At 57.4% G+C, this 20,069-nt stretch carries 22 protein-coding genes; 7 read left to right on the top strand and 15 right to left on the bottom strand.

Annotation, left to right across the window (positions count from 1 at the left end; all coding sequences use genetic code 11):
* Nucleotides 1–22 precede the first annotated feature (22 nt).
* The 4 genes from MDHKLMBL_RS01355 to zapE form a co-directional block, all read right to left on the bottom strand.
* Nucleotides 23–1,885: a DUF1302 domain-containing protein gene (locus MDHKLMBL_RS01355; protein WP_104269936.1), complete on the bottom strand. Its 1,863-nt coding sequence runs from the start codon at nucleotides 1,883–1,885 to the stop codon at nucleotides 23–25.
* Between the two features lie 128 nt (nucleotides 1,886–2,013).
* Nucleotides 2,014–2,226, bottom strand: coding sequence for a hypothetical protein (locus tag MDHKLMBL_RS01350; protein ID WP_008170200.1), 213 nt, complete (start codon nucleotides 2,224–2,226; stop codon nucleotides 2,014–2,016).
* 283 nt (nucleotides 2,227–2,509) lie between these two features.
* Complete coding sequence (locus MDHKLMBL_RS01345; protein WP_104269935.1) at nucleotides 2,510–3,694, bottom strand: thiolase family protein; 1,185 nt, start codon at nucleotides 3,692–3,694, stop codon at nucleotides 2,510–2,512.
* 84 nt (nucleotides 3,695–3,778) lie between these two features.
* Nucleotides 3,779–4,876, bottom strand: a complete 1,098-nt coding sequence (gene zapE, locus MDHKLMBL_RS01340) for a cell division protein ZapE (RefSeq protein WP_169702221.1) — start codon at nucleotides 4,874–4,876, stop codon at nucleotides 3,779–3,781.
* A gap of 231 nt (nucleotides 4,877–5,107) precedes the next feature.
* Here zapE and MDHKLMBL_RS01335 point away from each other — a divergent pair, with 231 nt between their 5' ends.
* Nucleotides 5,108–5,548, top strand: a complete 441-nt coding sequence (locus MDHKLMBL_RS01335) for a Z-ring associated ZapG family protein (protein WP_008170195.1) — start codon at nucleotides 5,108–5,110, stop codon at nucleotides 5,546–5,548.
* 333 nt (nucleotides 5,549–5,881) lie between these two features.
* Here MDHKLMBL_RS01335 and MDHKLMBL_RS01330 read toward each other — a convergent pair whose 3' ends face one another.
* The 11 genes from MDHKLMBL_RS01330 to MDHKLMBL_RS01280 form a co-directional block, all read right to left on the bottom strand.
* Entirely contained in the window at nucleotides 5,882–6,625 is a 744-nt protein-coding gene (locus tag MDHKLMBL_RS01330) for a Nif3-like dinuclear metal center hexameric protein (protein ID WP_104269934.1), read from the bottom strand.
* Between the two features lie 164 nt (nucleotides 6,626–6,789).
* A complete protein-coding gene (gene hisC / locus MDHKLMBL_RS01325; RefSeq protein ID WP_104269933.1) occupies nucleotides 6,790–7,842 on the bottom strand; it encodes a histidinol-phosphate transaminase in 1,053 nt (350 codons plus the stop codon).
* Between the two features lie 161 nt (nucleotides 7,843–8,003).
* Nucleotides 8,004–9,308 carry a histidinol dehydrogenase gene (gene hisD / locus MDHKLMBL_RS01320; protein WP_104269932.1) on the bottom strand — a complete coding sequence of 435 codons (1,305 nt, stop codon included), beginning with the start codon at nucleotides 9,306–9,308 and terminating at the stop codon, nucleotides 8,004–8,006.
* Between the two features lie 53 nt (nucleotides 9,309–9,361).
* The gene (gene hisG / locus MDHKLMBL_RS01315) at nucleotides 9,362–10,003 is read right to left on the bottom strand and encodes an ATP phosphoribosyltransferase (protein WP_014577730.1); all 642 of its coding nucleotides are present in this window, start codon (nucleotides 10,001–10,003) and stop codon (nucleotides 9,362–9,364) included.
* 40 nt (nucleotides 10,004–10,043) lie between these two features.
* Nucleotides 10,044–11,306 (bottom strand): UDP-N-acetylglucosamine 1-carboxyvinyltransferase, encoded by a 1,263-nt coding sequence (gene murA, locus MDHKLMBL_RS01310; RefSeq protein WP_104269931.1) that lies wholly within the window; start codon nucleotides 11,304–11,306, stop codon nucleotides 10,044–10,046.
* A 28-nt stretch (nucleotides 11,307–11,334) separates the two neighbouring features.
* On the bottom strand, nucleotides 11,335–11,577 hold the full coding sequence (locus MDHKLMBL_RS01305) for a BolA family protein (RefSeq protein WP_008170179.1): 243 nt from the start codon (nucleotides 11,575–11,577) through the stop codon (nucleotides 11,335–11,337).
* Nucleotides 11,578–11,681: 104 nt separating this feature from the next.
* Nucleotides 11,682–12,014, bottom strand: coding sequence for an STAS domain-containing protein (locus MDHKLMBL_RS01300; RefSeq protein ID WP_104269930.1), 333 nt, complete (start codon nucleotides 12,012–12,014; stop codon nucleotides 11,682–11,684).
* Entirely contained in the window at nucleotides 12,011–12,664 is a 654-nt protein-coding gene (locus MDHKLMBL_RS01295; protein WP_008170176.1) for an MlaC/ttg2D family ABC transporter substrate-binding protein, read from the bottom strand. Before MDHKLMBL_RS01295 ends, MDHKLMBL_RS01300 begins: the two co-directional genes overlap by 4 nt.
* A gap of 32 nt (nucleotides 12,665–12,696) precedes the next feature.
* The gene (gene mlaD, locus MDHKLMBL_RS01290; RefSeq protein WP_053112673.1) at nucleotides 12,697–13,146 is read right to left on the bottom strand and encodes an outer membrane lipid asymmetry maintenance protein MlaD; all 450 of its coding nucleotides are present in this window, start codon (nucleotides 13,144–13,146) and stop codon (nucleotides 12,697–12,699) included.
* A gap of 34 nt (nucleotides 13,147–13,180) precedes the next feature.
* On the bottom strand, nucleotides 13,181–13,963 hold the full coding sequence (gene mlaE, locus MDHKLMBL_RS01285; protein ID WP_053112674.1) for a lipid asymmetry maintenance ABC transporter permease subunit MlaE: 783 nt from the start codon (nucleotides 13,961–13,963) through the stop codon (nucleotides 13,181–13,183).
* Entirely contained in the window at nucleotides 13,960–14,772 is an 813-nt protein-coding gene (locus MDHKLMBL_RS01280; protein ID WP_053112675.1) for an ATP-binding cassette domain-containing protein, read from the bottom strand. Before MDHKLMBL_RS01280 ends, mlaE begins: the two co-directional genes overlap by 4 nt.
* A gap of 188 nt (nucleotides 14,773–14,960) precedes the next feature.
* On the opposite strand from MDHKLMBL_RS01280, the gene MDHKLMBL_RS01275 reads away from it, so the two are divergent.
* The 6 genes from MDHKLMBL_RS01275 to MDHKLMBL_RS01250 all read left to right on the top strand — a co-directional run bounded on the left by MDHKLMBL_RS01275 (nucleotide 14,961) and on the right by MDHKLMBL_RS01250 (nucleotide 20,012).
* A complete protein-coding gene (locus MDHKLMBL_RS01275; RefSeq protein WP_008170168.1) occupies nucleotides 14,961–15,941 on the top strand; it encodes a KpsF/GutQ family sugar-phosphate isomerase in 981 nt (326 codons plus the stop codon).
* Nucleotides 15,942–15,963: 22 nt separating this feature from the next.
* Entirely contained in the window at nucleotides 15,964–16,512 is a 549-nt protein-coding gene (locus tag MDHKLMBL_RS01270) for a KdsC family phosphatase (protein WP_008170166.1), read from the top strand.
* Nucleotides 16,509–17,093, top strand: a complete 585-nt coding sequence (gene lptC / locus MDHKLMBL_RS01265; RefSeq protein ID WP_008170163.1) for an LPS export ABC transporter periplasmic protein LptC — start codon at nucleotides 16,509–16,511, stop codon at nucleotides 17,091–17,093. Before MDHKLMBL_RS01270 ends, lptC begins: the two co-directional genes overlap by 4 nt.
* The gene (gene lptA / locus MDHKLMBL_RS01260) at nucleotides 17,077–17,631 is read left to right on the top strand and encodes a lipopolysaccharide transport periplasmic protein LptA (RefSeq protein ID WP_008170160.1); all 555 of its coding nucleotides are present in this window, start codon (nucleotides 17,077–17,079) and stop codon (nucleotides 17,629–17,631) included. The genes lptC and lptA overlap by 17 nt, the downstream gene beginning before the upstream one ends.
* Nucleotides 17,609–18,334, top strand: coding sequence for an LPS export ABC transporter ATP-binding protein (gene lptB, locus MDHKLMBL_RS01255; RefSeq protein ID WP_008170158.1), 726 nt, complete (start codon nucleotides 17,609–17,611; stop codon nucleotides 18,332–18,334). Before lptA ends, lptB begins: the two co-directional genes overlap by 23 nt.
* Before the next feature lie 151 nt (nucleotides 18,335–18,485).
* Nucleotides 18,486–20,012, top strand: a complete 1,527-nt coding sequence (locus MDHKLMBL_RS01250; RefSeq protein WP_176443020.1) for an RNA polymerase factor sigma-54 — start codon at nucleotides 18,486–18,488, stop codon at nucleotides 20,010–20,012.
* The last annotated feature ends 57 nt before the right edge of the window (nucleotides 20,013–20,069 follow it).

Here is a 20,069-nt window from a genome sequence, read left to right as displayed (position 1 = left end):
GTTCAACGAATTCTTTCCGGGTTCAGAATGAGTATGAAACGCTAGCACTCACGAAATCACGGTCAGTCAACTCGTTATACGGCTTGCCGCCGAAAAAGTTTGTGTAACCGATGTTGCCGGTAATCTCGTTCTGATAAACCGCCTGCAGAGACAGGCCAATGGCCTTGCTGCCTTCGTTAAAAGCACCACCCGGCTGCGGGCCGTAGCCCTCAACATCGTGGCTCCAGGCCAGCTGCGGTGACAGGTTAACACCGGCCACGGCGTCCAGGTAATCCCAAACCAGACGGGTACGGTAACCCCACGAGAAGTCGGTTGTGAAGCCTTCGTTGTTACAGTAGTTGGTGTTGATGTTCAAAGCCCGTCCGGTTGAGCCGCTGCCATCACAGGCGCCACCCGGCAACTGGCCAATACCAAAAGTACCGGACCTGCCGTAACGGGCTGTGTCATAATCCGGAAGGTCGTGAACATAGGTGGCACCAAATTCGGTGATCAGAGAGAGACGGCTCGCGCCCATCACCTGATCGAAGAACTTGATCAATGTGAACTGCGCCTGAGATACACCATACTCATCCCAACCTCTTACAGCTTCGCCGTTGAGCGATCCACCGGCTTCAGCTTCCCGGATAACCTGCAACTGACTGGCTGGCTCGCCAGTTTCCGGGTTCACCACTTCGTTGCCACCGTAGAGCAACTCGAAGGCGTTCCACTGCAACGGCTGTTTGTCACGGTAAGAGTATTCAGCACCCAGTGACCATCCGCCCGGGGTGGTGGTATTGATACTCACGCCATAGAGGTTAATGCCCTCAGGATACTCAATGAAATACAGCGGCAGGTTTTGACCATTCGCAGGGTCGCGGACGATACCGCTCACGTAAGGGAGACGGCTGTTGTATTTAATGTAGTAGAAGCCTAGCTCCGAATCATTCAGTTGGGGCACGTACCAGCGCAGAGCAACGCCGAACTGGTCTTTGGAATCCGCTTCACGATCACCGACACGGTCAGATACTAGGCCTTGGGCGAGTGCCTGGGAGTCTGACAGTTGGCCAGCAAGCAGTACCGGGCCACAGCCATCGGGCGCAAAATCGTTGGTCGAGAAGAAGGTGCCGCAGTCGTCTGGACGGATGGGCTCCCAATCTGCCTGAACAAAGGTCTCTACCGTCACATTCTCGGTAATGCCAGCAGACATGTAGAACATTTCAACCGGCAACAGGGCATCTTTCAGCTCAGAGCCCGGTGCGCGAAAGGCGGGCACATCTACAGGGTTGATAACGTTGATGCCGCCCTGAATAAAGGTGCTCTCACCCCAGCTCACGACCTGCTTACCGTAGCGCAAGCTGACCGGAACGTTGCCAAAATACCAGTCAGAGAAGACGTAGGCGTCAAGAATCTCACCACCGGACGCATTGTCCTTGGCATCGGGGTTCAGCCCGCGCTGTTGGCCAACGTAGTCTACTGCCCTGCTCTCGTCTTTCAGTTCAAAATCGTACCAGTAACGGCCACGCAGAAGACCGCCGACCCGGGTCAGATAGGGGTTATCAACGTAATAATTGAGGTAAAGTTCACTGTTACCTTTGACGATCTTGGAGTAGGTGTCTCCGCTCTCGAAGTTGAGGTTACCGTCGTCGTAGTTGTTGGTGGACGCGCCAATGTTTTCCAGCGCACCGCCTGGTGTGTACTCAGGCCCAAGGTTACCCTGTGCGATCAGACGCTTGTCTCGATCCTCAACTCGCCAACCTGCACCCGCGGACAGCGTGGTGTTGAACTGGGCTTCCACATCTCCCACGTAGAACGAATAGGCGGCTGCGTGACCGGACACTCCCGCCGCAACTGCCACGGCAAGCGGTAATTTGGTCCAACGCTGCCATTGATGTGTTTTTCTTGTCATTGGAAGGCTACTCCATTGTTGTTCTGAGTCGCTGCTCTGATTATTGGTGTTCACGATGTATTGGAGGCTTCGTGCACAGTGCTCGTGATGTTGGCACTATAGCTAACGCCTTCGGGCGCTTTGATCAGTCAAAAGTATGATTTTGCTATCATCCCCCTGTAAACGCCGTTTGCCGCCGGGTTCCGTCGCACAGAATCACTATAGACAACAAAATTAGATGCAACCACTTTGGTTTTGGTGGTTTTTTTCGCTTTAAACTTGGGAGCAAGCACTGCCGCCGGGGTGAGCCTTCCGGGAACCGCTACGAGCACATCCATGTGCGCTTGTTTCGGGCCATCCATGGCCCTCTACATTCCCGGAAGGCTCACCCCGACGTCAGCGCCCATAGTTCCGATGTAATCTGCGACTCAGATGTCACCAGATTCACGACAAAAGGAAGCTTCGGCACCAGTGCCTCGAAAAGCCTTCTCGTATTGTCAGGGGCAAGGGGCGGTCGTCTTTCTGAAACTGTCGGCAGCATGGATGCTGCCGTCAAGCCTACAGGGACGTATTTACGGCGTGTTTCAGAAAGACGACCGCCCCTTGTCCAACAACCGAAGCAAAAGAGCTATACAGGATTCCTGCTTAAAGCATCTCAATAGCCATGGCCGTAGCCTCGCCGCCACCAATGCAAAGAGCTGCAATGCCCTTCTTTTTGCCGTAACGCTGAAGAGCATACATGAGGGTGACCAGCAGGCGGGAGCCGGTGGAACCGACGGGGTGACCCTGGGCGCAGGCGCCGCCGTGGATGTTGACTTTTTCGGGGTCGAGGCCGAGTTCGCGGATCGGCATCATGGCGACCATGGCGAAGGCTTCGTTGATCTCGAAGAGGTCGACGTCGTCTTTGCTCCAACCGGTTTTGCCGAATAGGGTTTCGATAGCGCCAACCGGCGCGCAGGTAAACTCGGCAGGATGCTGGGACTGGGTGCTGTGACCGACGATTCGCGCCAGGGGTTTGAGGCCGCGTTTTTCAGCCTCGGACTCGCGCATCAGGAGCAACGCAGACGCGCCATCTGAGATCGAAGAGGCATTCGCCGCTGTGACGGTACCATCTTTGGCGAATGCCGGGCGGAGGCTCGGGATCTTGTCGATGTTGGCGTTGTGGGGTTGCTCGTCGTCCTCGACAATCACTTCGCCTTTTCGGCTTTTCACGGTTACCGGAATGATCTCGTCTTTCAGCAGGCCTTCCTCAATGGCTTTTTTGGCCCGAGTGAGGGAGGTGATGGCGTATTCATCCATTTCTTCCCGGGTGTAGCCTTTCTTGTCCGCCATTTCCTGGGCAAAGGCGCCCATCAGGCGACCAGTTTCGGCGTCTTCGAGGCCGTCCAGGAACATATGATCCTGGGGTGCCTGACCCGGGCCCATGCGGTAGCCGCTGCGAACACCCTGCAGGATGTAGGGAGCGTTGGACATGCTTTCCATACCACCGGCAACCATGATGTCGTTGCTGCCGGCTTTGATCAGATCGTGGGCGAACATGGCGGCTTTCATGCCGGAGCCGCAGAGTTTATTGATGGTGGTAGCCCCAGTGTGATCCGGAAGACCGGCCTTGCGCATGGCCTGGCGCGCCGGGCCCTGTTTTAGGCCGGCAGGCAGGACGTTGCCCATGATGACTTCCTGCACGTCCGCGGGCTGCAGACCAGCGCGTTTTACGGCCTCGGCGATGGTGATCGCTCCAAGATCGGTTGCGCTGACACTGGCCAGGCTACCCTGGAATCCACCCATGGGGGTACGAACCCCGCTCACGATAACGACGTTGTCTGTGCTCATTTCTGAATCTCTCTGTTGGTTGTCTGGCAGGTTCTTGTCGGATTGCGCTGTGCTGATCCGACCTACGCAGGGCTGTTTTCTTTTTTATGGTTTGTGCGGTGCTTCGAGGTATTCCCGGGACTGCATTTCCAGCAGTCGGGATTCGGTACGCTCGAATTCGAAGCCGAGGCGGCCACCGGTGTAAAGCTCTGTGATAGGTGCCGCCGCCGAGATGATGACTTTAACGTTGCGGTCGTAAAATTCGTCAATCATATTAATGAACCGGCGCGCCTGATCGTCCTTTTCTTTTCCCAGGACGGGCACGTTGCTGACGATGATGGCGTGGAACTGCCGGGCCATCTCGATGTAATCGTTCTGGCTTCGTGGGCCGTCGCAGACGTCTTTGAAATCGAACCAGACCACGTCGTCTGCGTGCGCCTGGGCCGGAATTTTACGGCCGTTGATTTCCATCGTTTTGCTGTGTTTTCCGGCCTCAACCGCCAAAGCATCGAAACTTTTTCGCAGGCTGACATCTGCATCTTCATCAAGAGGCGAGTGGAACAGTTCCGCCTGCTCGAGAGTCCGCAACCGATAGTCTACGCCGCCATCAACGTTGACCACATCGGTGTGCTTTTTGACGAGCTCAATAGCGGGCAAGAACCGGGCGCGCTGGAGACCATCCTTGTAGAGACCATCCGGGACGATGTTGGAGGTACACACCAGGGTTACGCCGCGACTGAATAAACCGTCCATTAGTGTGGCGAGGATCATTGCATCGCCAATGTCGGACACGAAAAACTCGTCGAAGCAGATAACGCGAGTTTCATCGGCAAACTTCTTGGACACCAGCTCCAAAGGGTTTTTCTCGCCCTTGAGCGATTTGAGTTCGCTGTGGACACGCTGCATGAAACGGTGGAAGTGAACCCGCATCTTGCGATCAAAAGGCAGCGACTCGTAGAAGGTGTCCATCAGGTAGGTTTTACCGCGGCCTACCCCACCCCAGAAATACAGGCCCTTGACCGGCTCTTCCTTGCCTTTTTTGAGCTTGCGGAAAAGTTTGGCCTTGGGCTTGCTGCGATCCCTTTCGGCTTCCACCAGTTTGTCGTACAGTGACTGAAGGCGCTTGACCGCATCTTCCTGGGCCGAGTCCTTCTGGAAATCCGGGCGTTCAAGATCCTTCTGGTAACGTTGCCAAGGGGTCATGGTCGCACTGGTTTCGGAGGACATCGCAGCTGTCATCAAGGTATTCCCGGAAGTTGATCGTAAATTTGGGCGCCATATTGTCTCGCATTTGGCGATTTTTCGCCACGTTGGCCGCCTGGGCAGCAATACGACGATTGGCGCAGGCCACAATCATGGGATGATGGAGCCTGGGGCGTTATACTCGTCGAACAGGGGCTTGGCTCACTTCTAGGTAAAAGGACGACACAGCATATGACAAACCTGATTCTGGCAGCGATTGCCGCATTGGTTGTTGGCATTGTCATCGGGGTATTTGTTGGCCGTTCCGGGCAGGGAACGTCGCTTCGGCAGCGCCGGGCGGAACAGCAGATTGAGGAACTGAGAAGCGAATATACCCGCTACCAGGCCCAGGTGAACGAGCATTTCATGGAGTCGGCCCATTTGCTGCGCCGCTTCAACGATGCCTACCGCGATGTGAACCAGCATATGGCACGCGGAGCCAACCGTCTTTGCAATGACGAAGACTGGATGGAGGAGTTGGCGCAGGAGACTTCCAAGAAGCGCCTGGAAGAGGTTCGCGAGGACGCTTCCGAGCCGCCGCGGGATTATGCGCCCAAGACAGATCCTAAGGATTCCGGCACGCTTGCTGAGGACTTTGGGCTCAAGAAGGGTGATAAGGCTCAGCAGGCCTGATTCGTTCAAGGCCTGACCTTAATTCGGCGGTCGGGCCATTGTAAGACTTCTAATTTCAGTGAGTGGGCGGGTCGGACCCCCCTGTCCGGGAACCGCTACGAGCACCCGCACGCGGGTCCGGCCAGCAATCACAGATTGCTGGCGTTCGGCTGTCGCATGAAGCTTCGCTTCATAAACGCTCGGCCTCACCCATCTGCGCTTGACGTCGGCCATCCTTGGCCGCCGACATTCCCGGACAGGGGTGTCCGCCCCGCCCAGTCAGATTCTGTGCAATTCGCCTCGAGAATGAATCACCGCTCAGATGAAGACTTCAATCTCAGTCCGCACTAACCTTTAAACTGGGTTGTCACAGTCAATAAACTTGTGGGTTATCCCAAACTCCTTCACTAGTGCTTTCCCGAGAGCCTGAACGCCGTAACGTTCAGTCGCGTGGTGTCCGGCAGCGTAATAATGAATGCCGCACTCCCTTGCCGTGTGCGTCGTCGGCTCGGAGATTTCACCGCTGATGTAGGCATCCAGGCCAGCGTCCAGAGCAGTGTTAATAAACCCCTGTGCAGCACCGGTACACCACCCTACCCGCTTGATCGCAGCCGGACCTTCGCCAACCCAGAGCGGCTCGCGATGTAGCTGTCTGGCGATGTGAAGACCGAATTTCTCTGGAGACATCGCTTCTTCCAGCTCACCCTCCCAGACCAGACCGCCGAGCGGGCGTGGATTCTTGATATTGAGAACGTCCGCCAGCTGACGGTTGTTGCCGAATTCGGGATGGTCATCCAGCGGGAGATGGTAGGCGACCAGATTGATATCGTTGTCGAGAAGCTGCTTCAAGCGTTCACGTTTCATGCCCTGGATTCGCTGGTCCTCACCTTTCCAGAAGTAACCGTGGTGGACGAGGATCATATCTGCGTTTGCTTCAATAGCGGCTTCGATGAGAGCTTTTGAGGCAGTTACGCCAGAAATGACAGTATTAATTTCGGACGTGCCTTCAACCTGCAGGCCATTCGGACAGTAATCCTGGAAATTCTCTGGCTGCAGCCATTCGCCGATTTTCTTAAGGATGTCGTTTCGTTCAGCCATCAGTAATCGCTCCGGACTATTTCTGAGAAGTTCGACGAGCGAGGCAGGCACCCCTTTCCGGGAAAGTCGGCGGCCAAGGATGGCCGACGTCAAGCGCACATGGATGTGCTCGTAGCGTTTCCCGGAAAGGGGTGTCTGCCTTGCGCTGCCCGCTAGCCCAAAGGCTAGAGTGATTCGAGCCCAGCAATCAAAGCATCGTTCTGCTCAACAGTGCCGATGGTGATGCGCAGGAACTCGCTGATTCGGGGCTTGTTGAAGTGCCGAACGATGATGCCCTGCTCACGAAGGCCTTTCGCCAAAACCTCACCCGGCTGCTCTTTATGACGGGCAAAGATAAAGTTTGCCTTCGAGGGTAACACCTCAAAACCCAGCCCCTCGAGAGCAGACGTTACCCGCTCTCGCTCGGAGATCACGTCATCGCAGCACTTCCGGAACCAGGCCTCATCCTCGTAGGCTGCTTTCGCACCGGCGAGGGCCAGGCGGTCCAGCGGGTAGCTGTTGAAGCTGTTCTTGACCCGGTTCAGGGCTTCGATCAGGTCCGGATGGCCAACTGCGAAGCCTACGCGCAATCCCGCCAGTGAACGCGCCTTGGAGAGCGTTTGGGAGACCAGCAGGTTCGGGTATTTGTCGACCAGGGTGATTGCCGACTCGCCGCCGAAATCAATGTAGGCCTCATCCACCACCACGACGCGGTCGGGGTTGGCCACCAGGATCTCTTCAACATGCTGCAACTCGAGATACCGACCGGTTGGCGCATTCGGATTCGGGAAAATCACGCCGCCGTTGGGTTGCTTGAAGTCCTCCGGGTTGATTTCAAAGCTTTCTGTCAGCGGTACTTTTTTGCTCTCGATGTTATAGAGGCCACAGTAGACCGGATAGAAGCTGTAGGTGATGTCCGGGAACAGGATCGGTTCGCCGTGCTGGAACAAACCGAAGAAGATGTGGGCCAGGACTTCATCGGAGCCGTTGCCGAGGAAGATCTGTTCCGGCGTTATCTTGTGGTAAGCCGCAATGGTCTCGCGCAGGCTTTCGCCTTCCGGATCGGGATAGAGGCGCAAGCCGTCGTTCAGTTCGGCCTGGATGGCTTCGATGACTTTTGGTGAGGGGCCGAAGGGATTTTCGTTGGTGTTCAACTTCACCAGGTTGGCCATTTTTGGCTGTTCGCCTGGGACGTATGGAACCAGGTCGTTTACCAGGGGGCTCCAGAATTTGCTCATCGATTATGCACTCCATTTGGTGCAGACGGGCGACAGGCAGGTCACTCTCCGAGAACCGCTACGAGCACATCCATGTGCGCTTGGCGTCGGCCATCCATGGCCGCCGACATTCTCGGAGAGTGACCTGCCCGCCGCCCTGCATACATAGGGGGTGAAGTCTTTTAATCTTTAATACGATATTCCGCCGACCGGGCGTGTGCCGTTAAGCCCTCGCCACGGGCCAGAACCGACGCCACTCGACCCATGCGGTCTGCACCTGCAGCGCTGAAGCCAATGATGGAGGACCGTTTCTGGAAGTCGTAGACGCCCAGGGGTGAGGAGAACCGTGCGGTGCCGCTGGTGGGCAGCACATGGTTGGGGCCGGCACAGTAGTCACCCAGGGCTTCCGCGGTGTAACGACCCATGAAGATGGCGCCGGCGTGGCGAATGTCATCGAGCATGGCCTCGGGGTCTTCAACCGACAGCTCCAGGTGTTCCGGGGCAATGCGGTTGGACACTTCGGCGGCTTGTTTCAGGTCGGCAACTTGGATCAACGCGGCGCGGTCGGTCATGGAGGTGCGGATGATGTCGGCACGTTCCATGGTTGGAAGCAGTTTGTTGATACTGGCTTCAACAGCGTCGAGGAATTCAGCATCCGGGCTGACCAGGATGGACTGGGCCTGTTCGTCGTGTTCTGCCTGGGAGAAGAGGTCCATGGCGATCCAGTCGGGATCGGTCTTTCCGTCACTGATCACGAGAATTTCCGACGGGCCGGCAATCATGTCGATGCCGACGACGCCAAACACTTCACGCTTGGCGGTGGCAACAAAGATATTACCGGGGCCGACGATTTTATCGACTGCCGGAATGGTTTCTGTACCGTAGGCCAGCGCGCCAACAGCCTGGGCGCCCCCAACGGTGAACACGCGGTCAACGCCGGCAATCGCTGCCGAGGCCAACACCATGTCATTCACCACACCATCAGGCGTTGGAACGACCATCACCACTTCGCTGACACCGGCAACTTTCGCGGGAATCGCGTTCATGAGCACGGATGACGGGTAAGCAGCCTTGCCGCCAGGCACGTACAAGCCCGCGCGGTCCAGAGGCGTTACCTTCTGGCCAAGCACGGTTCCGTCTTCGTCCTCATACTGCCAGGACTTCTGGTTCTGGCGTTCGTGGTAGTCGCGAATTCGCTCAGCCGCTTTTTCAAGGGCAACCCGCTGGTCTTGGGGAATCGCCTCCAGGGCCTGCTGCAAACGGCTTTGGTCCATTTCCAACTCGGCGACGGACCCAACCTTCAGGCGATCGAATTTCTCGGTAAATTCCAGAACCGCCTGGTCACCCCGGGTTTTCACCTCATGCAGGATATGGCGCACCGACTCGTTCACCTGATGATCAACGCTGTCGTCCCAGGCCAAAAGTTTGGCCAACGCATCATTAAAGTCACTTTGGGAAGCGTTCAATCGGGTGATCTTGGCGGTCATAACTCAAATCCTGTATGGGATTAACGACTAACTGACTCTGGCCGGCCCTGACATCAGGTCCGGCGTTTATCCACAGCTGCGGACATCTTTTCGATTATGGGGTTAATACGCTCGTGTTTCATCTTCATGGAGGCACGATTGACAACCAGCCGGCTGCTGATGTGCTCAATCAGTTCCCGGGCCTCGAGGCCGTTCGCCTTCAGCGTGTTGCCGGTGTCGACAATGTCGACGATCTCGTCGGCCAGCCCGAGAATTGGAGCCAGCTCCATGGCGCCGTATAACTTGATGATGTCTGCCTGACGCCCCTGGGCCGAGTAATATCGGCGGGCCAGGTTTACAAATTTTGTTGCCACTTTGATACGACCGGATGGCGGAGTCTGATCTTTTGGGCCGGCGGTCATAAGGCGACACCGGGAAATGTTCAGATCCAGTGGCTCATACAGCCCTTCCCCACCATGCTCCATCAGCACGTCCTTGCCGGTCACACCAAGGTCCGCCCCGCCGTACTGAACATAAGTCGGCACGTCTGTGGCCCGGATAATCAGAACCCGAACATTGGGGTCCGTTGTCGGGAACACCAGTTTGCGCGACTTTTTGACGTCGTCGATCAGTTCGATTCCTGCTTCCGCCAGCAGCGGCAGGGTTTCTTCCAGGATTCGTCCCTTCGACAAGGCGATGGTTATGGAATCTGTCATGGATTCTTCCGGTTTCCCGTAGTGTCTGGATAGATGTCTTTCACGCTGGCAGGCGGCGGATGGTGGCACCCAGCAACTGCAGTTTCTCTTCAATACACTCGTACCCGCGGTCTATGTGATAGATGCGATCTACGATGGTATCGCCGTCGGCCATGAGGCCGGCGATGACAAGGCTTGCCGAGGCCCTGAGGTCCGTGGCCATAACCGGCGCGCCGGTGAGGTGGTCCACACCCTTGATGATCGCGGCATTGCCCTCTAGCGTGATATCCGCACCCATGCGGATCAGTTCCTGAAGGTGCATGAACCGGTTCTCGAACACGGTTTCCACAATGGTACCGGTGCCTTCGGCCACGGCGTTCATTGCAGCGAACTGCGCCTGCATGTCGGTCGGGAAGGCCGGATATGGCGCTGTACGCAGGCTAACCGCTTTCGGGCGGTTACCCTTCATGTCCAGTTCAATCCAGTCCGGGCCGGTTTTGATGTGGGCGCCGGCCTCTTGGAGCTTGAGGACAACAGCTTCCAGCAGGTCTTCCCGGGTATCCTTCAGTTTTACCCTACCGCCGGTTGCAGCCGCAGCGACGAGATAGGTACCGGTTTCAACACGGTCTGGCAGCACGTTGTAATGGCAACCGTGCAGGCGCTCAACACCGTTGATTTCGATGGTGGCGGTGCCGTGACCTTTGATGTCCGCTCCCATGGCGATCAGACACTCGGCGAGGTCAACAACCTCCGGCTCGCGGGCCGCGTTTTCCAGGATGGTTTTTCCGTCGGCCAGGGCAGCCGCCATCATAAGATTCTCGGTACCGGTTACGGTGACCGTATCCAGGAAAATGTGCGCGCCTTTCAGACGACCGTTGGTCTTGGCCTTGATGTAGCCATTCTCGACCTTGATGTCCGCGCCCATCATTTCCAGGCCATGGATGTGCAGGTTCACCGGGCGACTACCGATCGCACAACCGCCGGGCAGGGATACTTCTGCTTCGCCGAAGTGAGCGACCAGAGGACCCAGCACCAGAATGGAGGCCCGCATGGTTTTCACCAGCTCGTAAGGGGCATGGAAGTGTTTGATGGTGTTGGCGTGGATTTCCACGCTCATCTTCTCATCAATGATCACTTCAACACCCATGCGACCCAGAAGCTCGATCATGGTGGTTACGTCGTGCAGGTGCGGTAGATTGCCTACGGTTACCGGCTCATCCGCCAGCAGAGTTGCTGCGAGGATCGGCAGTGCGGCGTTCTTGGCACCGGAAATCCGGATTTCACCATCCAGAGGCTTGCGCCCTCTGATCAGAAGTTTATCCACAATAAATATCCTGTTTTGTCCGGACCGTTCAGCCCTGGCGCTCAGCCCATTCGGCCGGAGTAAATGCTTTTGGATGAAGGGCGTGAATCGAGCCATCCATGATCTGCTGGAACAGCGCCTTGTTGATCAACTGCTGGCGCTTGATAGTCGGCAGGCCTTCGAATACGTCACCCACCACGACGACCAGGTAATGGGTACCATCAACCTGTACCTGAACTTCACAGCCGGGCAACGCTTCTTTGACCAGCTCGGTGACTTGGGCGGCATCCATAGAAAATCCTCGGGTGTTTTGAAATCAGGGGCGAGATTGTAACCAATTCCGGCGCTCGGGTCAGCTTTAGCGTCCGGTCAACAAAGGGAGCTAAACCGGAATAATCAGTGGGCGGGATGGACGGCTTCCGGGCCAAACCCCTCAAGCTGATCATCAAGATTGCTCAGGGCTGCCAGCGAGGCCAGACGGCCGCTGACGCCACGAAACGAAAGGGCAACGCCCGCCTGATGCGCCAGGCGCTGCCAGCAGAGCAGCATTGAGAGAACAGCACTGTGGGCCGTCACCAGTCCATCGAGATCGACGACAAGATCGGCAGAAGCCAAACGGATCAGCTTCTCACCCTGCTTTCTCAAGCCGACCACGGTGTCTGTGTTCACTTCACCGGTAACGACGAGCACGCCGTCCAGGAGCTGAACCACAGGCGAGCCGCTGGTCATGATTGGTTGACTTCCTGATCGAGGTTCAGACTTTCAACAGCGTCGCTCCACCCATCAATCACCGCCTGGATCTGGCCGCGGTTTTCTTCCATCTCCTGGCCGAATCGATCCCGGAAAGCCAGGCCTATGTTGACGCCCTCAACAATGACATTTTCCATCAGCCACTTGCCTTCCGCCGTCTTGTACATTGAATAGGTCACCGGGTAGCGATTACCGGAGGCACTGATCACTTCCATCTGCACAGAGGCTCGATCGTCACTCTGGGGGTTGATGGTCGCCTCCTTGACCTGGATCTCGAAATTCTCGGCATTAACCAGCGCCTGGGCGTAGCTGTCAAACAGACTGCGCTTGAACTTGGCCACGAACTCGTCTCGTTGCTCAGGCGTCGTTTGGCGTGCGTAACGGCCCATCACCCTGGCAGCGATGCGGCGGAAGTCGACAAAATCGGTCAGAGCCTCATCCATGCTTTTATAAAAAGCCTCTGGATCCCGCTCGTAGAGTCCGCGCTCCTCGTTCAGCTTGTCCACGAGCCGCTGGGTGTTGGCATCCACATACTTGCGAAGCTCCTCCGCTTCACTCGCCTGGGTCGGCGCGACCAGAGCCAGGGCCATGAAGAGGCCGATCAGAATGTGGTGTCTCAGTGCAAACATCAGGATCTCCTGTTTGATCTTTCCGGCCCGAATCAACGGCCCGATGCAAAGTTGCTGATCAGCCGTTCCAGGTTCATGGCCGACTGTGTCGAATAGAAGGTATCGCCCTCTTTCAGCGAATCCATCTCGGCGCCAATCGATATATCAATGTACTGCTCGCCGAGCAGGCCGGATGTACGTATAACTGCGGAACTGTCCGACGGGATATTGTCCACATCCGAATGAATCGACATCTCGACCCGAGCCTGGAAGGTTTCCGTGTTCAGGCTGATGGATTCGATGGTGCCAACCGTTACCCCGGCCATCGAGACCCGACCGCGGGGCGTGAGCCCGCCCGTATCGTTGAAATTGGCGTAAATGGTATAGGTGCTCTCGGCCGATTTCGGCGACAGCCCGCTCACCTGAAGCGCCAGGACCAGCAAAGCTGCACAGCCTGCGATCATGAACAGGCCAACGATGATTTCAGTGGTTCTCTGCGCCATTTCCGGCTCCGGTATTATCTCGTTAATCGTTGATTCAGAAATCGCCAAACATGACAGCGGTCAGCACGAAATCCAGCCCCAGCACCGCCAGCGATGAGTACACCACGGTCTTGGTGGTCGCCGAGCTGATCCCTGCCGATGTCGGCACACAGTCATACCCCTGGTAGACCGCAATCCAGGCGCAGACAAAGCCGAAAACAACGCTCTTGATGACACCGTTCAGGACATCATCAACAAAATCCACCGACGACTGCATATTGCCCCAGAAGGAGCCTTCGAACACGCCCAGCCAGTCTACACCCACCAGCATACCGCCCCAGATGCCGACCACCGAGAAAATGACCGCAAGCACAGGCATGGCGATAAACCCGGCCCAGAGGCGGGGCGCAATGACGCGCCGAAGCGGGTCCACACCCATCATTTCCATGCTAGACAGCTGCTCGGTGGCTTTCATCAGGCCTATTTCCGCTGTCAGCGCCGAACCGGCCCGGCCCGCGAAGAGCAACGCGGTTACCACCGGCCCGAGTTCGCGCACCAGGGTCAGGGCAATCATCTGGCCGATAGCGGCCTCGGAACCGTAATCACTCAGAATTGTATACCCCTGCAGCCCCAGCACCATGCCAATAAACAGGCCAGAAACCACGATAATGGCCAGGGACAGAACGCCAACGGCGTACAGCTGCTTCACCAGAAGGGGGAAACCGGTCGCCGGCCTGGGCACACCGCCCAGAACGCCTGCAAGGAAACGGCCTGAACGGCCGAATGACGAGACGATATCAAGACCGAGCCGCCCGAATGCCGCAATTCTGCCAATCAAGACACACCCCCGGACAACCCAAAGTCCTGGGCGGCGCCCTCGGCCGGATAGTGAAACGGCACCGGGCCATCCGGCTGCCCCTGGAGAAACTGCTGGACCTTCCCGGAAGGATGCGCCCGGAGCTCTTCAGGCGTGCCCTCCCCGATCACCTTGCCGTCCGAGATGATGCAGGCGTAATGGCAAATGCTCAGGGATTCGGGCACATCGTGGGAAACCAGAACGCTGGTCAGCCCCATGGAGCTGTTCAGATCGCGGATCAGCTTTACCAGAACGCCCATGGCAATCGGGTCCTGGCCGGCGAACGGCTCGTCGTACATGATCAGCTCGGGATCCAGGGCAATACTTCGGGCAAGAGCAACCCGGCGGGTCATACCTCCGGACAGTTCCGACGGCATCAGTTGGCGTGCGCCTCGCAATCCGACGGCTTCAAGCTTCATTAGCACGACATCACGAATCATGTCTTCCGGCAGCTTTGTGTGCACCCGCAACGGGAAGGCCACGTTCTCGAACACGCTCAGATCGGTGAACAGCGCCCCACTCTGGAACAGCATGCCCATCTTTTCCCGAAGGCTGTAGAGGGCTTTGCGCTTGAGCTTCGGCACTTCATGGCCGTCCACCACAACACTGCCCGAATCCGGCCTGAGCTGGCCGCCAATAAGGCGAAGCAGCGTGGTTTTCCCGGTTCCGCTGGGCCCCATGATGGCGGTGATTTTTCCGCGGGGGATGTCCAGGCTGACACCGTCGAAGATACGGCGCCCTGAGCGGGAGAACACGACGTCCTTGAGCGATATGTAAGCCGGTGAATTCATAGTCCTTACCTTTCAAAGAGGGGCTACATTATGCCAAGGAGCGCGCAAGCTCAATCCAAAGTGCCCAAAATGTACTGATAGCAATGATCAGTTTGACTGAACTTTCGGTAACCGGGCATCGTTGCCGGGTGAAAATGGTATACTCTGCCCAACATTTACAACGTCCCGACAGCCAGGCCCAAAGCCCGATGACCGAACAGACTCCCAGCGATTTCCGATCTTCTGCCATCCGCGCCATCCGCATTGAGCGCGACGCCATTGATGCCCTTGAAGGCCGAATCGACGACCAGTTCACGCGGGCCTGCGAAGTTATCATGAACTGCAAGGGCCGCGTGGTTGTGACCGGCATGGGAAAATCCGGCCACATTGGCAACAAAATTGCCGCCACCCTGGCCAGCACTGGAACGCCATCGTTTTTCGTGCACCCGGGCGAGGCAAGCCACGGTGACATGGGTATGATCACCTCCCAGGATGTGGTCATCGCCATTTCCAACAGCGGCAACACCAGCGAGGTGGTCACCATTCTGCCGTTGATCAAACGCATGGGCGCTCCGCTGATCAGCATGACCGGCAATGCCAGCTCCACACTGGCCCGGGAAGCCGTCGCCAATCTGGACGTCAGCGTTATGGTGGAAGCCTGCCCACTGGGTTTGGCGCCCACCTCCTCCACAACGGCCACCCTGGTGATGGGCGATGCCCTCGCCGTTGCACTCCTTGAGGCCCGGGGCTTCAGTGCCGAGGATTTCGCTATCTCTCACCCCGGCGGCAGCCTCGGGCGTCGGCTGCTGCTCAGGGTCTCCGACATCATGCACAGCGGTGATCAGATTCCAGTCGTCAACGAGGATACCCCCTTGAGCGGTGCTCTTCTTGAGATGTCCCGAAAGGGTCTCGGTATGACCACCGTCGTCAATGATAAAGGCACTCTTACCGGAATATTTACGGACGGTGACCTTCGACGGACTCTGGATCGATCGGTGGACATTCACAATACGCCCATCAACGAGGTCATGACCCGGCATGGTAAAACGATCCAGGCCGATCATCTGGCGGCGGAAGCGCTGAACATAATGGAGGAGATGAAGATCAACGCCCTCCCCGTTACCGACGACCAGGGTGGTCTGATTGGCGCCATCAATATGCACGACCTGCTGCGTGCCGGCGTTATCTAGGGGCTATGAGGAGCTGTTTGATATGAAGCACCAATGGCCGGATTCGCTGTTGGCAAAGGCCGTAAAGATCCGCCTGATCGCACTGGATGTCGACGGCATCATGAGCGACGGTAAACTTTATTTCAGCGCCACTGGTGATGAGCTCAAGGCTTTTAACATTCTGGATGGCCTGGGTTTGAAACAACTGATGGCAGCCGGGATTACCGTGGCCGTGATCACCGGACGAAAGTCCCCCCTGACCGAGAAGCGCATGCGGGATCTTGGCATTCCCCACCTGATGCAGGGGCGAGAGGACAAGAAGGTAGCCCTTCAGGAACTGGTCAGCACCATGGATATCAGCCCCGAGGCCATCGCATACATGGGGGACGATCTGCCAGATCTCCCGGCACTGAGGTTCGCCGGACTGGGCATCACCGTGCCCAACGGTTACTGGCTGGTGCAGCAGCATGCCGACTACTGCACCATTGCCCGGGGCGGCGAAGGGGCGGTCCGCGAAGCCTGCGACTTGCTGCTGACGGCCCATGGCAGGCTTGACGCAGCACTTGCCCCCTATCTGGAGCCCGAGGCATGAACTGGCTGCTGGACAGACCCTGGCTGCGAGCACTGGCACTGGCTGCTACCGTGGTGGCAGCCGTATTCCTGCTCTGGCGCAGCGATGAACCCCCTGTGATTGATGACGAGGCAGCGGCCCTACGGGGAGACGCCGAACCAGACGGTTTCGTGGTGAATGGTCAGTACACCTCCTTCGATGAAGCGGGCAATCTCAAGATCCGGTTTTCCAGCCCCCGAATTGAGCAGTTCGAGGAAGGCAACCTGGCCACCATGGAATCTCCCCGGGCCGAGCTGTACGGGGACCAGGAGGCCCTGCCGTGGATTGTCGAGGCCGACAATGGCAGCTTGCTGCAAAACCAGAATCTGGTGTACCTGACGGACAATGTCCGGGTTCAGCGCACGATTGGCGAACGGGACGCCGTCCTGACAACATCAAGCCTGACCCTGGATAACGACCGGGGCATGGTATATACAGACGCGCCCGTAGAAATACGTGATGTTACCGGCATAACCCGGGCCACGGGCATGAAAGCGTGGATAGACGAACGAATTCTGGAACTGAACTCCCAGGTGGAAGGACTCTATGAAACCGGAAACTAACCGATACCGGCGCCTGATGGCTGCCCTGCTAACGGTCGTGATGATCGGCCCGGCGGCTGCATTTGACCTTGATTCTGACACTCCTATCAAGGTCACCGCAGATACCGCCCGCCTGGATGACGGCCAGGGCATTGCCACCTACACCGGCGCTGTGGAACTTGAGCAGGGCAATACCCGCCTGACTGCCGAGCGGGTCGTCCTGTACCGGACCGAGGACGGCCTGAGCCGGATCGAAGCCTCTGGTACGCCCGCTATATACCGTCAACCGGCGCGCGAGGGGGAAGGCGAAACCGATGCCCGTGCCCTGAACATTACCTGGTCTGCCACCGACAGCCAGCTGACCTTTGAACGGGAAGCAGTCATCGAGCAGAATGGCAACCTGTTCCGGGGTGATGTCATTCATTATGATACCGTCGGCCGGGTTGTCACCGCTGAGGGCGGCGCAGACACCGGCGAGGGCAGCGGCCGGGTAGAGATGGTGATTCAGCCACGCAGTACAGACAGACAGGGATCCGATGGCAGTTCTGAGAGCCAGTAACCTGGCAAAGAGTTACAAACAGAAAAAAGTGGTGATCGACGTTTCCCTGGAAATCCGCAGTGGGGAAATTGTCGGGCTGCTTGGTCCCAACGGTGCCGGGAAAACCACCTGCTTCTATATGATCGTTGGGCTCGTCCCCGCTGATCGCGGGCGGATCACGATCGACAGCCGGGATATCACCCCCCTGCCCATGCATGGTCGGGCCCGCCAGGGCATCGGTTACCTGCCCCAGGAAGCCTCGGTCTTCCGCAAACTGTCCGTACGCGACAACATCATGGCCATCCTCGAAACCCGGCCGGGGCTGGGCAAGGCAGAGCGGGAGAAGAAGCTCGAGGGGTTATTGGAAGAATTCCACATCACCCATATCCGGGACAGTGTTGGCATGGCATTGTCCGGCGGTGAACGCCGACGGGTGGAGATTGCCCGGGCACTGGCCATGGAGCCGGCTTTTATCCTGCTGGATGAACCCTTCGCCGGTGTGGACCCCATATCCGTCAGTGACATCAAACACATCATCCGGCACCTTCGGGACAAAGGCATTGGCGTTTTGATCACCGACCACAACGTGCGTGAGACCCTGGACATCTGCGAGAATGCCTACATTGTTTCCGGCGGCCACATCATCGCCTCCGGCAATGCCGACGCCATCCTGGCCAACCAGCAGGTCAAGGAAGTCTATCTCGGCGACGAATTCAGACTCTGACACCCAATGGCTGATTGTTTTGATGATCTGTAGCAAGTAAACTCGGCAAAGAACTTGCTAGGGTAAATTAAAATCACGGCAAGTAACCGGCATATAAAGATTTTTTCACGACTTATGACACAACGCGCTGATGAGTGACGGATCCTGAACCATGGTTATGAAAGCCTCCTTACAGTTAAAGCTGGGTCAAAGCCTGACCATGACGCCCCAGCTGCAACAGGCGATCCGGCTTCTCCAGCTCTCCACTCTCGACCTCCAGCAGGAAATCCAGCAGGCACTGGAATCCAACCCCATGCTGGAGACCTCCGAGGACGATGACCAGACCGACGCAGCCAGCGAAAACGACGAGCGCGAGGCCAACGCCACCGAGTCCGCCGCTGAAGCTGCCCCGGAACCGGCCAGCGACTGGGATGAATCCGAGAACGGCCCGGACTGGTCCTCGGAGAACGAGATTCCTGACAACATTCCGGACGATCTGCCGGTTGATACCGCCTGGGACGACATCTACCAGTCCGCACCAGCGCCGGCAGCCCGCAACGACGACGAAAACGATCACGATTTCGAAACCCGTAATTCCCCGACCGAAACGCTTCAGGATCACCTGGAATGGCAGCTCAATCTGACGCCCCTCAGTGAACGGGACCAGGCCATTGCCCATGCCCTGATGGATGCAGTGGACGAACGGGGCTATATCACCAGCCCGCTGGAGGAAATCCACGCCGGACTGCTGGATGAGAACGATGAAGACCCCCTTGAACTGGATGAAGTGGAAGCCGTGCTTCACCGCCTGCAACACTTTGATCCGCCCGGCGTGTTTGCCCGGGACCTACAGGAATGCCTGCTGATCCAGCTCAACCAGCTGCCGCCGGAAACACCCTGGCTGGCCCAGGCACGCCTTGTAATTACCCATTACATCAACCTGCTGGGCAACCGCGATTACGCCCAGTTGCTGCGCCGCAGCCGCCTGAAAGAAGACCAGTTGCGGGATGTCCTGGCGCTGATCACCGGCCTGAATCCGCGGCCGGGCGATGTCATTGACCGGGCCGAACCCGATTATGTGATTCCGGACGTGATCGTTCGCAAACACAATGGCCGCTGGCGTGTTGAGCTGAATCCTGAAATTGCACCGCGCATCCGGGTCAATGCCAGCTATGCTTCACTTATAAGGCGTGCGGACAGCAGCGCAGACAACACCTACCTGCGCGACCAGTTGCAGGAGGCCAAGTGGTTCATCAAGAGCCTGCAGAGCCGCAATGAGACCTTGCTGAAAGTCGCGACCCGTATTGTCGAGCACCAGCAGGGATTCCTGGATCACGGTGAAGAAGCCATGAAACCGTTGATTCTTTCAGACATCGCCCAGGCGGTAGAGATGCATGAATCGACCATTTCACGGGTAACCACCCAGAAATACATGCATACCCCCCGTGGCATTTTCGAGCTGAAGTACTTCTTCTCCAGCCATGTCAGCACTGACGAGGGTGGAGAATGCTCCTCCACGGCCATACGCGCGATGATCAAGAAGCTGATTGCGGCGGAAACGCCCAAAAAGCCGTTGAGCGACAGCAAAATTGCAGCCATGCTAGGGGAACAGGGTATCAAGGTTGCGCGACGCACCGTTGCCAAGTACCGGGAGGCCATGCACATTCCGCCGTCCAACGAGCGCAAGCGGCTGGTCTGAATACCCGGGGGCCGGGACGCAACACCGTATTCGCCGGCGCATAATGCGCCAGCACCC

Origin of the sequence: Marinobacter flavimaris (assembly GCF_002933295.1) — a bacterium.
Classification (GTDB): Bacteria; Pseudomonadota; Gammaproteobacteria; order Pseudomonadales; family Oleiphilaceae; genus Marinobacter; species Marinobacter flavimaris.
Note: the sequence above shows the minus strand (reverse complement) of the source record. Positions and strands in the feature narration are given on the sequence as shown.

Coding starts and splice junctions, on each gene's coding strand:
- MDHKLMBL_RS01305 (WP_008170179.1), bottom strand. CDS start 11,577: ATGGATGCCGCCCAAGTCACCGAGCTGGTCAAAGAAGCGTTGCCCGGC.
- MDHKLMBL_RS01250 (WP_176443020.1), top strand. CDS start 18,486: ATGGTTATGAAAGCCTCCTTACAGTTAAAGCTGGGTCAAAGCCTGACC.
- MDHKLMBL_RS01300 (WP_104269930.1), bottom strand. CDS start 12,014: ATGACCAGCGGCTCGCCTGTGGTTCAGCTCCTGGACGGCGTGCTCGTC.
- MDHKLMBL_RS01280 (WP_053112675.1), bottom strand. CDS start 14,772: ATGAATTCACCGGCTTACATATCGCTCAAGGACGTCGTGTTCTCCCGC.
- MDHKLMBL_RS01270 (WP_008170166.1), top strand. CDS start 15,964: ATGAAGCACCAATGGCCGGATTCGCTGTTGGCAAAGGCCGTAAAGATC.
- hisD (WP_104269932.1), bottom strand. CDS start 9,308: ATGACCGCCAAGATCACCCGATTGAACGCTTCCCAAAGTGACTTTAAT.
- MDHKLMBL_RS01350 (WP_008170200.1), bottom strand. CDS start 2,226: ATGGATGGCCCGAAACAAGCGCACATGGATGTGCTCGTAGCGGTTCCC.
- zapE (WP_169702221.1), bottom strand. CDS start 4,876: ATGACCCCTTGGCAACGTTACCAGAAGGATCTTGAACGCCCGGATTTC.
- MDHKLMBL_RS01355 (WP_104269936.1), bottom strand. CDS start 1,885: ATGACAAGAAAAACACATCAATGGCAGCGTTGGACCAAATTACCGCTT.
- MDHKLMBL_RS01295 (WP_008170176.1), bottom strand. CDS start 12,664: ATGTTTGCACTGAGACACCACATTCTGATCGGCCTCTTCATGGCCCTG.
- MDHKLMBL_RS01275 (WP_008170168.1), top strand. CDS start 14,961: ATGACCGAACAGACTCCCAGCGATTTCCGATCTTCTGCCATCCGCGCC.
- mlaD (WP_053112673.1), bottom strand. CDS start 13,146: ATGGCGCAGAGAACCACTGAAATCATCGTTGGCCTGTTCATGATCGCA.
- hisG (WP_014577730.1), bottom strand. CDS start 10,003: ATGACAGATTCCATAACCATCGCCTTGTCGAAGGGACGAATCCTGGAA.
- lptB (WP_008170158.1), top strand. CDS start 17,609: ATGGCAGTTCTGAGAGCCAGTAACCTGGCAAAGAGTTACAAACAGAAA.
- hisC (WP_104269933.1), bottom strand. CDS start 7,842: ATGAGCAAATTCTGGAGCCCCCTGGTAAACGACCTGGTTCCATACGTC.
- MDHKLMBL_RS01335 (WP_008170195.1), top strand. CDS start 5,108: ATGACAAACCTGATTCTGGCAGCGATTGCCGCATTGGTTGTTGGCATT.
- lptA (WP_008170160.1), top strand. CDS start 17,077: ATGAAACCGGAAACTAACCGATACCGGCGCCTGATGGCTGCCCTGCTA.
- MDHKLMBL_RS01345 (WP_104269935.1), bottom strand. CDS start 3,694: ATGAGCACAGACAACGTCGTTATCGTGAGCGGGGTTCGTACCCCCATG.
- MDHKLMBL_RS01330 (WP_104269934.1), bottom strand. CDS start 6,625: ATGGCTGAACGAAACGACATCCTTAAGAAAATCGGCGAATGGCTGCAG.
- lptC (WP_008170163.1), top strand. CDS start 16,509: ATGAACTGGCTGCTGGACAGACCCTGGCTGCGAGCACTGGCACTGGCT.